The sequence below is a fragment of the Corallococcus praedator genome (assembly GCF_003612125.1).
Lineage (GTDB): Bacteria > Myxococcota > Myxococcia > Myxococcales > Myxococcaceae > Corallococcus > Corallococcus praedator.
The window spans coordinates 1-12,310 of record NZ_RAWI01000284.1; the positions used below are offsets into that span (position 1 = coordinate 1).

Annotated in this window: 8 protein-coding genes and 1 pseudogene; 3 read left to right on the forward strand and 6 right to left on the reverse strand. The window is 68.9% G+C overall.

The window, feature by feature from the left end:
• Positions 1-33 precede the first annotated feature (33 nt).
• From D7Y13_RS28975 to D7Y13_RS29000, 4 genes are all read right to left on the reverse strand, one after another.
• Complete coding sequence (locus D7Y13_RS28975) at positions 34-624, reverse strand: class I SAM-dependent methyltransferase (protein WP_120585302.1); 591 nt, start codon at positions 622-624, stop codon at positions 34-36.
• A gap of 1,379 nt (positions 625-2,003) precedes the next feature.
• Positions 2,004-3,593, reverse strand: a complete 1,590-nt coding sequence (locus D7Y13_RS28990; RefSeq protein ID WP_120585300.1) for a glucose-6-phosphate isomerase — start codon at positions 3,591-3,593, stop codon at positions 2,004-2,006.
• Positions 3,594-3,762: 169 nt separating this feature from the next.
• A complete protein-coding gene (locus tag D7Y13_RS28995) occupies positions 3,763-4,662 on the reverse strand; it encodes a sterol desaturase family protein (RefSeq protein WP_120585299.1) in 900 nt (299 codons plus the stop codon).
• A gap of 26 nt (positions 4,663-4,688) precedes the next feature.
• The gene (locus tag D7Y13_RS29000; RefSeq protein WP_120536455.1) at positions 4,689-5,354 is read right to left on the reverse strand and encodes a TetR/AcrR family transcriptional regulator; all 666 of its coding nucleotides are present in this window, start codon (positions 5,352-5,354) and stop codon (positions 4,689-4,691) included.
• A 642-nt stretch (positions 5,355-5,996) separates the two neighbouring features.
• Between D7Y13_RS29000 and D7Y13_RS48245 the strand changes: the two are divergent.
• Positions 5,997-6,161 (forward strand): annotated as a pseudogene (locus D7Y13_RS48245) (M23 family metallopeptidase); the annotation flags it as partial.
• A gap of 225 nt (positions 6,162-6,386) precedes the next feature.
• Here D7Y13_RS48245 and D7Y13_RS29010 read toward each other — a convergent pair.
• Positions 6,387-8,096 (reverse strand): GTPase, encoded by a 1,710-nt coding sequence (locus tag D7Y13_RS29010; RefSeq protein WP_120585304.1) that lies wholly within the window; start codon positions 8,094-8,096, stop codon positions 6,387-6,389.
• A gap of 313 nt (positions 8,097-8,409) precedes the next feature.
• Between D7Y13_RS29010 and D7Y13_RS29015 the strand changes: the two genes are divergently transcribed.
• Together D7Y13_RS29015 and D7Y13_RS29020 are read left to right on the forward strand one after the other, a co-directional pair.
• Complete coding sequence (locus D7Y13_RS29015) at positions 8,410-8,940, forward strand: hypothetical protein (RefSeq protein WP_147444462.1); 531 nt, start codon at positions 8,410-8,412, stop codon at positions 8,938-8,940.
• On the forward strand, positions 8,937-9,473 hold the full coding sequence (locus D7Y13_RS29020; RefSeq protein ID WP_120585297.1) for a hypothetical protein: 537 nt from the start codon (positions 8,937-8,939) through the stop codon (positions 9,471-9,473). Before D7Y13_RS29015 ends, D7Y13_RS29020 begins: the two co-directional genes overlap by 4 nt.
• Before the next feature lie 303 nt (positions 9,474-9,776).
• On the opposite strand, the gene D7Y13_RS29025 is transcribed toward D7Y13_RS29020, so the two are convergent.
• Positions 9,777-12,056: a di-heme oxidoreductase family protein gene (locus D7Y13_RS29025; protein WP_120585296.1), complete on the reverse strand. Its 2,280-nt coding sequence runs from the start codon at positions 12,054-12,056 to the stop codon at positions 9,777-9,779.
• Positions 12,057-12,310: the final 254 nt, after the last annotated feature.

The window sequence follows — 12,310 nt, forward strand, 5'->3', positions numbered from 1 at the left end:
GTGGGGGGCGGTCGAGATCCTGACGGAAGGGGGTTAGAGGCGCTCGAAGAGGTCCAGGCGCCAGGTGCCGTCCATCTCGCCGCGCAGGTGTCGCAGGTTCTTGGGGGAGAGGCGGCGGAAGGAGTCATGGACGTCGTGGCCGTTGAGGCGCATGTCGCGGCTCTGGCCGGTCCAGTGGACGAGGAGCAGGTGCCCGCCGGGCTCCAGGTGTTCGAGGATGCGCTGCTGCGCGCGCTCCAATTCCTGCGGGCTCCAATGGCAGGCGCGTTCGGACAGGAGGGTGAGGTCGAATTGCTGGTCTGGGTATTCGTCTGGCACGGCCATCACCTGGAAGCGCACGTGGGGCAGGTGGCGACAGCGGTGGATGGCGCGGGCCTGGGCCAGCCGGGACACCTCCACGGAGAGCAGGGCGTCACATCTCGCCTGGAGCTTCTCGGTGAGGACGCCGATGGCGCCGCCAATCTCGAAGGCGGAGCGGTAGCGCGCGCGGGGCAGCGCCTCCAGGGTGACGGCGTCGCGGCTGCGCACGGAGCCGAGCGCGTCGAAGCGCCACGGGTCTTCCGTCTCCTGGAGCGAAGGGGAGGCGGGCGTGACGAGGAGGGGCGCGGACCGCGACGTCTTCATCAGGGGGCTCCAGTGGATCGCGAGCCCTGAGCATGGGGACGTCGCGGTCCTGCCACATCCCGTGCGAGGAGGCCCGGGGATGTGTCGGCCATGCACACCGGAGCAGGGCTTCATCCGCTGGAGGACGTCACGGCACTCCGGGGCAGGCCGGACGTCGGGCTGTCAGTGATCAGGCCAGGAGTCTGGCTGGCAGGACCAGGGACGTGTCTGCTTGCGGCGATCGCAGTGGTAGCCCTCGGCGCACGGATTGGGTCCGTTCGGGTCGCAGGCCTGAAGGCAGTGATAGCGGTCGCAGACCTGTCCCTCCGCGCAGGTGGGGTTGGGGCTCTTGTCGGAACAGCGCTCGACGCACTCCGCCCAGACCTTGCCGGGAAATCGCGCATCCGGGAAGACCTGGCATTTGCGCCCCTCGGGACAGGGCGTCTCCACGCAATTGGGACCGTGGATCTTCGCGCAGACGGAGCTCCCCTCCTCGAAGGGGATGCAGTGCTGGCCGTCCGGACACCCCCGTGTTTCGCACGTGGGAAGGCACGAAGGCCCCGGTTTCACATCCGCGCAGAAGAAGCCTTCTGGACAGGTATTGGGTTCGTTGAGCGTGCAGGTGCGGGCACAGAAACCACTCTCGCCTGAGCAGCGAAGGTCCGCTGTGCAAGCAGACTGTGAGTTCCTGGGGAGGTCCCAGCAATGCTCTCCTTCCAGGCGCGGCCCGATGGGGGCACACAGTTTGACCTGTGGCCCTCCAAGGATGGTCGTCAGCGTGCTGCACCGCTGACCCTCGGGACACTGCACGTCGGTCATGCAGTTGCTGTCTGTGCAGTAGTGCCCGTACCGGACGTCGAAGAAGCAGCCCAGCGGGTGCTCACAGTCTCTCTGCTTCGAGCAGGAGCGGTGGTACGTCAGCAGTCGCGTGTGGTCCTCGGTGCCGAGGATGGGGATGAGCCGTGCCTGCCCTGGCACCTCAAGGGTGCCGGACTCCTTCAATCGGCCCAGGACGAAGAGGAGGGGGGTGATCAACGCGAGGCAGCCCAGAAGGCTCACCAGTGCCTGCCATGGTCGCGTCACTCGCACGCCTCAATGCACTCGTCACTCTGCTCGCGCCCTTCGGAGCAATAGAGCTCGAAAACCTCTGTCCGGCAGATCGCCTCGGGAACCTGCTCCACCGCATCCCGGTGCACGGCCCGGTCCGCGAATCCTCCCCGTCGGTGCACCTCCGGACACGCGCTCAAGCAGCCCAGGGCGCACAGCCACATCCCCACGGAATGCGCGCGCGCCCAGTTCCATCCCTGCACAGCCCCGGCGAGGCCCTGTCCCATGACGGCCCAGGCTATCCGCCGCCCGGGCCCGTCAAGCATTGCCCCGCCGGGCAATCACAGTGTCCGCTACCCCGCCTGGAAGCGGGCTTCCGCGGGGCGCTCACCACCGGAGCGCTTCACGCCGTGGTCACCGTTGGCGGACAGGTGCTCCAGCAGCTTGAACACCGTCTCCGCCTCGTCCGGCGCGCCGATGTCCTGGGCCAGTTGATCCGCCGAGCGCGCCTCCGTCTTCGCCGTCTGCAACTTCGCCAGCAGCTTGCCCTGCAATTCCAACACGCGGCCCGCGGCCTTCTTGCCCGCCTCCACGCCCGGCTGGTGATAGGCATTGATGTTCACGAGGCTGGCGTAGAGCCCCACCGCCCGCTCGTACAACGCAATCAATGCCCCCACCGTGCGCGCGCTCACGTCCTGCACGGTGAGCGTCATCGACTCGCGGCCCTTCTCGAACAGCGCCCGGCGCGTGCCCAGCAGGAAGCCCAGCAGGTAGTCGCCGCTGGTGTTGTCGCCCTCCACCGCCATGGACTTGCCGTCGCGGTCCTTCAGCACCTCCACGAAGGTGACGAAGAAGTTGTTCACGCCTTCGCGCAGCTGCTGCACGTACGCGTGCTGATCCGTGGAGCCCTTGTTTCCATAGACGGCGATGCCCTGGTTCACCACCTGGCCGTCCAGGCTCAGCTCCTTGCCCAGCGACTCCATCACCAGTTGCTGGAGGTACTTGGACATCAGCATCAGCCGGTCCTTGTACGGCAGGATGACCATGTCCTTCGTGCCCTTGCCGCCGCCCGCGTGGAACCACATCAGCGCGAGCAGCGCCGCCGGGTTCTTCGCCACGTCGTGCACGCGCGTCGCCGCGTCCATGTCCTTCGCGCCCGCGAGGAAGCCGTCCACGTCCAGCCCCTGCAACCGCGCCGGCACCAGCCCCACCGCCGACATGAGGGACGTGCGCCCGCCAACCCAGTCCCACATCGGGAAGGTGCGCAGCCAGTGGTGCTTCTTCGCGTACTGGTCCAACTCGCTGCCGTCCCCCGTCACCGCCACCGCGTGCGCGCCGAAGTCCAGACCGCGCTGCTGGTACGCGCGCTCCGTCTCCAGCATGCCGTTGCGCGTCTCCTTGGTGCCGCCCGACTTGCTGATGACCACCGTGAGCGTCTCCGACAGCCGCTCACCCAGGGCCCCCAGCGTCCGGTCCATCCCGTCCGGGTCCGTGTTGTCCAGGAAGTGCACCTGCATCGGGTCCCGGTGCGAGCCCAGCGCGTCCGCGACCAGCTGCGGCCCCAGCGCCGACCCGCCAATGCCCACCAGCAGCACCTGCGTGAACTTCGCCGCCTTCGCGGGCTTCACCTTGCCCGCGTGCACGTCCCGCGCGAACGCCGCCACCGCGTCCTGCATGGAAGTGATGTCGGCCTTCAACCCGGCCTCCGGCGACAGCTCCGGCGCGCGCAGCCAGTAGTGGCCCACCCGGCGCTTCTCGTCCGGGTTCGCGATGGCGCCCTTCTCCAGCGCCTCCATGGCCTGGAACGCCGCGTCCGTGCGCGCGCGCATCCTGTCCAGGAAGTCCGCGCCGAAGTTCATGCGGGAGATGTCCAGCGTGAGCCCCACCGAGGGGACGACGCACAGGTGCCGCTGGTACCGCTCCCACAACTCGCGCTCCGTCATGACCCGACTCCTTGCTTGGGAGAGGCGCCCGCCTTCACGCGCGGGGCCTGGAAATCGCCGCCTCCCACCGTAGCAAGGCCCGCACGGCGCGGACGCAACGATGTCGCTGCCCGCGTTGCCTGGACGTCGCTTCGCTCAAGCCCCTGTCATCCGGGAGGCGCTTGCGCGCTCACGGCGCCGGGTGCGCCGCTTCCACGGGCGGAGGGGCCTCCGGAGGCGATGCCCCCTGGGGCTTCCACGCTGGGTTGCGGAAGACATACGACAGCCGCTGGCCCAGGGACCCCGGCCGGGCGAAGTCCCGGGCGATGTTGCCGTACTCGTGGAACGCGATGCGCACCGGGTTGTACGTGGTGAGGTTCTTCACCAGCCCGTAGATGGGGCGCTCGACCTCCGGGGTGAAGGTGCCGAAGAGCCGGTCCCAGATGATCAGGATGCCCGCGTAGTTCGTGTCCAGATAGACGGTGTTGGACGCGTGGTGCGCGCGGTGGTGCGACGGCGTGTTGAACAGCCACTCGAACGGACGCGGCAGCCGGTGGATGGCCTCCGTGTGGATCCAATACTGGTACAGCAGGCTCACCGCCTGCTGCGTGACGATCATCGCCGGGGAGAAGCCCAAGAGCGCGAGCGGCGCCCAGAACACCCAGCCCGTCATCGGCGTCCACGTCTGCCTGAGCGCCGTGGACAGGTTGTAGTGCTGGCTGGAGTGGTGCACCACGTGTGAGGCCCAGAAGAAGCGGCTCTCATGGTGGACGCGGTGGAAGGCGTAGTAGCAGAGGTCCTCCAGGAAGAAGAGCAGCACCCAGGCCACCAGTCCCGAGCCCATGCGCAGCGGCGTCAGGTGGTAGAGCGCCGCGTAGCCCGCGAAGGCCACGCCCTTCCAGCCCACGCCCACCACGACGCTGCCCAGGCCCATGGAGAGGCTGGCCACCGTGTCCTTCCAGGTGTGGCCCTTGACGCTGTCGCCCCTTTCCGCGCGCAGCTTCTTCACCCACAGGGCCTCGGCGATGACGGTGAGGACGAACACCGGGATGGCCGGGGTGATGAGGTCGGGGATGTGCGCCGTGTCCATGGGAGACCTCCTGCTGTTTCAACCGCTCAGGCTTTGGGGGCGAAGGCGACGCGCATGAAGCGCGCCAGGGTGTCCAGCATGCGGCGGTGCGCCGGGTCCGACGGACGGGCCGCGCCGCCCACCGCGGCCCCCTGCACGGCGTCCAACGCCAGCTCCACCACGTCGTCGAAGTCCGGGTGCGTGGCGGCCACGTCCGGGAACAACTCGCGCGCCACGCGGTGTAGGTTCCTGCGGTGTGGCCCGTCCACCGCCGCCAGCGCCCGCTGCAACTCCGGGTCGGTGCGCGCCGCGACGTACAGCTCGATGGCCGCCTGCAGCTCCGGTCGCTGGTAGACGGCCCACAACATGTCCACCGCCGCCCCCACCCGGTCCTTGCCGGAGGGCCGCGCGCCCACGCCCGCCAGGAAGTCCTGGATGATGCGCGGGAAGAGGTGCTCCACCGCCACCGCGAGCAGCTCCTCCTTCGTGTCGAAGTGCATGAAGAGCGCCCCCTGGGACACCCCCGCCCGCTTCGCCACCGCCACCGTCGTCAGCCGCGCGTAACCCTGCTCCACCAGCGTCTCCAAGGTCGCGTCCAACAGCTTGCGCCGCGTCGTCTCCCGGCGCTCCGCCTGCGTGCGGCGCACCCCCGGCACGGCACGGACGGCCGTCTTCGGAGCGGGCCTGGCGCTGGGGGCGGACTTCGGGGGCATGCCTTGAAGGATAGCCCGCAACTTAAAAAGTGACCAGTCACTTTGTGAGGCGGGGCTCAGGCTGTCGGATGCCGTACGCGAAGGCCGCCGCTGATCCGCGCGGGAGGGCTGTTCCAGGCCTGCCAGCAGGGCAGGAGAGCGGACGAGCGTCTGTCTTTGCGCACGTCCGGCTGGCAGGGATCGAGGCGGGTCTTTTCCAGAGACATCAGGCCCGCCAACCGGGCAGGCGAAGAGGCAGGCGCTCCCATGCTTCAGGCCGGTTCTTCCTCTGGAATGTGGTCAAGGGTCGGCCCCTTGGGACAGGGCGGGGCGCAGCTCGGCTGCTAGTGATCCGTTCGGGATTGAGCGAAAATCGCTGGGAAATACCGCAAGCCCTTGCAGCGGTTGTCCGCCCGCCCCGATATGACCATTACCGCTCTTCTCGTCGGCTCCCTCCTCGCTTCGGCTCCCGCTGTCCCCCCCACGGCCCAGGCCGCCTCGAATGTCGTCGCCGAGGTGGGCGTGCCCTTCGCGTGTGGTCGCATCTATACGGTGAGCCAGGGCCACGAAACGGGCAGTCACCAGCACAACGACACCTTCGCGTGGGACTTCCGCATGCCGGAAGGTACTCCCATCGTGGCGGCCCATGACGGGACCGTCCGCATGGCGCGGGGCGACAGCAAGCAGGGCGGATGTGGCGAGCAGTTCGCGCCGCTGGCCAACTACGTCGTCATCTCCCACGGCGACGGGCTGGAGACGCAGTACCTGCACTTCAGCGCCGTGGTGGTGAAGCCCGGTGAGCGCGTGAAGGAGGGCCAGCTCATCGGCTTCTCCGGCGCGACGGGCTGGGCGTGCGGCGCGCACCTGCACTTCAAGGTCGCGAAGGAGCAGGGCTCCGGGTGGAACAACCCCTCCGTGCCCGCGCGCATCGTGGGCTATGGGGACCCGGTGCGCGACACGCTGGTGTCGGCGCCGCTGTGCAAGGACTCCGCCCAGCCGATGATGGCGTCCAATGGGGGCGCCCACACGCCGGGCCAGGCGGTGGTGTCCATGTCACCGCCCGTCGCGGGTTCGATCCAGGATGCGTCGCGCGGCCTGCCGCCCGGGGCCAAGGCCATTCTCGACGGCCTCTCCCAGCCTCCCGCCCAGGGCGGCGAGGGACTCGACAAAGCGAGCCCGTCCCGCTCTCCCCGCATGGCGAGCGGCTCCGACGAGACTCGCTGACGCGAGCAGCGCTCCGGCGCCCGCGAGCAGTCCGAAGAAGGCCCCCGCGTTGAGGAAGTACTCCAACGGCAACAGGGGGCCTTCCACGTAGCCCTTCACCACGCGGTAGCCGACGTGCCCCAGCAGCGCCAGCAGGGGCAGGTTGATGAGCGGCAACACCAGCCAGCGGGCCGTGCGCCACCAGCGGGCCACGGCCTCCGCGACGGCGGTGGAGGCCGTGTAGCGCCAGGCCCCCGCGCGGGCCACGCGCAGTTCCGCCAGCATCGACTCCACGTCCGGCACGCCCAGGGCCTCCGCTTCCAGGCCCTGCGCGCGCGCCACGCTGCGCGCCTCGGCCAGGGCGGTGCGCGCGGCGGACTCGGCGAGGAAGTCATCCTCGAAGGGCTCCACCACCGCGACCTCCGCGGCACGGGCCCGGGTCCTGTCGCGCACGGCGTCCACCACCGTGGAGGCCGCCGCCACCGCGAGCCCCGCGGGCAGGCTGCGACGGGCCACCAGCGCGCCAGCGCCCATGCCGGAGGCGCCCCACAACGACAGCCGCAGCCCCCACGCGGCGGGGCCCCAGAAGCGGCCCGCGGCCTGACGGCGCACCTCCGACGCGAGGTGTCCGTGGGCCAGGCCCAGCCGCGCGTCGAAGTCGCCCTGGAGGGCCTCCGCGGCGCGCGCGAGTCCCGCGTCGAGCGCGGTGCGCGTCCTGCCCAGCAGCGCGTCCGTCTCCGTGAGCGCGGTCTGGACGGTGGAGGAGAGCTCCTCCAGTGCGCCCAGGGCGTTGGTGTGGCGCACGCGCGCGGCGACGGCCTGGGTGGCGAGCCCCCGCAGGTGGAAGAGGAGCGGGCCGAACTCACCGGACACGTCCTGGCCGTCCTTCGCGGCGCGCGCGCTGATGGCGAAGACGGGGACGTCCTCCGCGGCGAGGCCGTGGTGCTGGGTGGCGACGCGGCGGATTTGAGACTTCAGCGCCTCGCGCGATTCGGCGGAGAGTTCGTCGGCGAAGTTGAGGATGAAGACGAGCGCGCGGCGGCGGGCGAACTCGTTGAGGAACTCCACCTGGGTGGCCTCCGCGACGCTGCCCCGGTGCATGACGACGAGGGCGACGTCGGCCTTGTCCAGCGCGGCGCGGGCGACGTCGCGGTGGGTGGTGGCCACGCTGTTGAGGTCCGGCGTGTCGATGAAGACCTGGCCGCTCCACAGGCCCTGGGGGCCGGGCGTGTAGCGCACGACGCGCGCGCCGGTGCGTGACAGCTCCTCCACGGGCGTGCCTTCCGGCGCGAAGAGGGTGGACGCGGTGCTGGTGGGGCGGTCCACGCCCTCGCGCGACAGGGACTGCCCGGCGAGCGCGTTGAGCAGGGTGGACTTGCCCGCGCCGGTGGCGCCGACGAGCGCGACGACGAGCGGTGCGTCCCGGCGGGCGACACCGCGGGCGTAGTCCTCCAGCAGGCGCTCCAGGCGCGGGCCGTGCGGTTGGAGCGCGGGCAGCGACAGCGCGTCGGTGAGCAGCGGGCGGAGGGCTTCAGGGTCGGGAAGGCGGGTGTCGTCCACGGAGGGCACAGCGTGGCGTGACCGGAGCGCGCTGGCTACGACGATGAATCAGGACGGTGCGCCAGCGTGCATTCGGCTGGGGGCATGGGATGGGCCCCGCACGTGGCCTCAGGGGGCTTCGAAGAGGCGTTCACATCCAGTGGCGGGTCGTTGAGTTGTCTGGTGGGAACCAATGCAGTCGTACGTGTGTCGTAGGTCATTGATATGAATAAGGAGGGTGTACCCCTGAGGAGGGATGGACAGACGTCGAAGCTGAATGCCAGTCTCGGACCCGTTCCGGTAGGGAATGAACGCGTCGTGAGTGGAGCGTCAGGTGAAGGTGTTTCAACTCATGGTCTGGGCGATGACCTTCGGATGTGCTGCCACCCATCCAGAGGAGCGGGTGCCAGAACGCGGCACGCCGGTCCATGCGGATGCTGCCTGCAAGGGATTGCCCTCCGTCGAGGCATGTCAGGAGACGGCTGGGTCCATCGAGGACGACCGGTTGCGCGCGTGTGTCACGCAGCAGTGTTCGCGGATCTGGGTGCGGTGCAACGCGATGACGGATGCGCAGTGCGCGGCACACGACCGGCGGCGGCCTTCCGGCCGGAAGGTGCTCGGCATTTCGAGCATCGGTTCCTGCGAGGCCCCGCACCGGCTCATCGTCTGGTGTTCGCGCCAGTTCAAGGATCCCCGGCGTGCGGCCCGCTGCGCGGAGGATGCGTTTGTCCATGAACTCGCCCACTCCTGCGGATTCCGTCACGATGCGGACGTCTTGCAGGACGGACAACTGCACGACATGGGTGTGCCCGGGCACGATGGTTCCTTGAGGAACTGCCCTGTCCAGGAAGGAGGCTCGCGATGAAGCCGTGGACCCTCATGATGCGAGGCGCCGGTGTGCTCCTGCTGGGAAGCGCCTGCGCACGCCTCCAGAAGCCGCCCCCGCCTTCGCAGCCGCCCCTCCTCGCCTTCGAGCACGTCCTCTATGACGGGCACACCGTCTCCGGGCGAGCCCTCGTCGGAGCGCGGGCCCCTACCACCGTCGATCGACGCCTCATCGAGAACGTCTCCTTAAGCGTCGACCGCGTCACCGACTGCGCGACCGGGGCGGCGTTCCCGACGCTGGTCGCGGACTTCCTTCCCGAGCCCCCGACCCGAGACGACCTGGTGACCCTGAACGAAGGGGAGTGGTTCGGCAGGGACGTCTCCTTCGTCGTCTTCGCGGAGCCGTTCACCCCGCCCGAAGGGCCCGCGTGCATCGAGCTATCCCTGTCACTCCAGATGACAGGCTCGCAGCCGGTCACCTTGCGCCTCAAGGCCGAGCGTGCCGCCGAGGCGCAGGGGAAGGACGGTGGTGCCAGCGGTGAAGGTGTTCCACCGCCACGCCAGGAGCCCTGAAACCCCATTGGGGCCCCGCCAGCACCCAGGACGGCTTCGCCACAGTGCAGGTGAAGCTCCGGCCCGGAGCGGAAGCCGAGGGTCCCGTAGCAAAGTTCCCCGTGGACTTCGTGCAAACGCCGACGGGGTGGCGTCTGGCCTGCTGGTTCGCGGAGGAGGGAGCGGTCTCTCCCCTGATGGCCGCCGCGTAGGTGTCCTGCTTCTCCTCCGATTCGATGCGCCCGGGCCCCTGAAAAACAGGACGCCGGGCGGAAGCACGGTGGCCTCCGCCCGGCGTCTGTCTTCAACTCCGAAACCGGCTGACTACAGCGAGTTGATGAACTTCAGCAGCGCGTTGCGGTTCGCGGTGCTGAGGTTGATGAAGGCCTGCTTGGAGGCCTCGCCCTCGCCGCCGTGCCAGAGGATGGCCTCGGTGACGTTGCGCGCGCGGCCGTCGTGCAGGAAGCCTTCGCCGCCGCTGACGCCCGACGTGAGGCCGATGCCCCAGAGGGGCGCGGTGCGCCACTCGGCGCCGGACGCCTGACCCTCGGGGAGGTTGTCCGCGAGGCCCGTGCCCATGTCGTGCAGCAGCAGGTCCGTGTACGGGTGGATGGTCTGGCTGCGGAACTCCGTCATCGCGCTGTACTGGCTGGTGGTCAGCGTGGGCGCGTGGCACTTCGCGCAGCCCGCGTTGTTGAACACCGTCTCACCCTGCGTCGCCGTCGCGTCGTTGTAGTCGCGGCGGGCCGGCACGCCCAGGAGGGCGATGTAGCGGGTGATCTTGTCCAGGTCCGCGTCGCTCAGCTCCGCGCTGGTGCCCGTGCAGCCCTGCTGCGACGTGCCGCAGTCCTGCGTCTTGAACACATTCGACGTCACGCCCATGTCGCTGTTGAGCGCCTCGGCGACCTGGTGCTTCACGCGCGCCGTGCCCGCCTTCCAACCGAAGCGGCCCATGCGCGTGACGCCCGTCTCCGGGTCCCGCACCGTCTGCATGCGGCCGGAGATGCCGTCGCCATTGGCGTCGTTCGGATCCGCCAGACCCGCGACCTGCGTCTCCGACACCGCCTCCAGCAGGCCCATGCCGATGAGCTGCGGCGTGATGCGCGCGGAGAAGTTCGTCGGCGTCACGTTGACGAAGCTGTAGGTCGGCTTGCGCAGGCTGTACGCCGTGCCGTCGCTCAGCGTGCCGCTGGTGTTCGTCCAGCCGCTGATGCGCACGTCCGCCTCCGGCGTGCCGCTGACCGCGCGCGGCTGCAGGCGGAAGCCCAGCGCCGGGTCCACCGTCACCGTGCTGCCATTCACCTTGCCCACCTTCACCACGTAGTTGGTCAGCGTGGTGTTGGTCGTGGAGGGCGCCAGGCCCCGGCCGTTCTGCTTGTGGCAATCAACACAGGAGGTCGCGACGTAGTTGTTGCCCAGCTTGTTCATGTGCGCCGTGAACACCGGGTTGTCCGGCTCCGAGTGCGTGCCGTCCTTGAAGTTCGTGTGGTGGATGCGGCGGCCCTCGACGAAGGGCTGCGCGTTCACCGGCGCCAGGTTCGTGGACATCTGCAGGAAGCGGTTGTCCGGCTCGTTGGAGAACGGCGTGTGCAGCGTGCCGCGACCGCCCGCCCAGGCCTTCTCCGGCAGCGCGAAGGAGTCACGGATGGCGCCCTGGCCCTCGAACGGCACGATGCCGCCCTGGCCCACGATGTAGAGCATGCCCGTGGAGTAGTAGTTGAAGCGGCCTTCCACCGGCGCCTGGAGGAACACGCCAATCTCCAGCTCCATCCGGTCACCGATGCGGATGGCGCGGCCTTCCTTGGCGTTGAAGTTCACCGACGCCGTGTACTTGTAGTCGTTCACCTTCACGAAGTCCGCGTTGTGGAAGTACTCCGCCACCGTGTTCAGGCCGCGGAAGAACGCGCGGAAGTCAGGGCTGTCGTACGGGTAGATGGTGTAGAGGTTGACGACGACCTGATTGCCGCCCTTGGCCACCTCGTCCACGATCTCAATCCAGTGGGTGCGCTTCTCGAAGTACAGCTTCAGGTAGTGGTCGTAGGCCTGGTACATGTCCTCGCGCATGTGGCGGTCGCGAACGCGGTCGCCCACGCGGGTGATGATGGCGGTGGCCGTCGTCTCGGTGGTGGCCGGCTCCAGCGCGGTCGCGCTGGTGAACAGCGGCACCACGGGGCCCGCGTCGCCATTGGGGGGAGGACCTGCGTCCACCGTGCCGCCCGCGTCAGGCGTGGTGCCCGCGTCCGGCGTGCCGGTGCCCGCGTCCACGGGCGGGTTGGTGCCTGAATGCGTGTAGCGCGTCCAGGCCGTGTCTCGCGCACAGGCGCACGACACATCCCAGTACGTGAAGTTGTAATCAATGAAGTTGCCGGCGACGAGGCCCGTCACCGCGTACTGGTTGCGGCCGCCCGTCACCGCCATGCGGATGTTGAGCTGCTGGCCGTCGTTCAGCTTGTAGTGGATGTCTGCCCAATCCGTCGTGTCGACGTAGAAGATGGCGGACGAACCAGAAGGGGTGACGCCTGAGGTGGCGGCTTCGGAATCAACCGCCAGACAACTGGCGGCCAGGAACGCGAGCACGATTCCCGTGAGTCTGCTGCGGCTCATGGATGGGGACTCCAGTGGGGTGGAATGGAGCGTGGGACAGCGAGCGCTGCGAAGGGGACTTCGTAGCTTGTCCGAAGAAAGTCGGGATTCATTCCCGCCGCAAGGTGGGAGCCCGGAGAATTCGGCTAAGGCGTGATAACTGATAAATAAGCGAAATTGATGTAATCCCTGACGCGCTGTGTTGTCTTTTTCTGACGCGTTGTGTTGAGAGGGATTGCCGCGCTGCGGCGGGGTGGGTGTGCACGGGCGCGGGT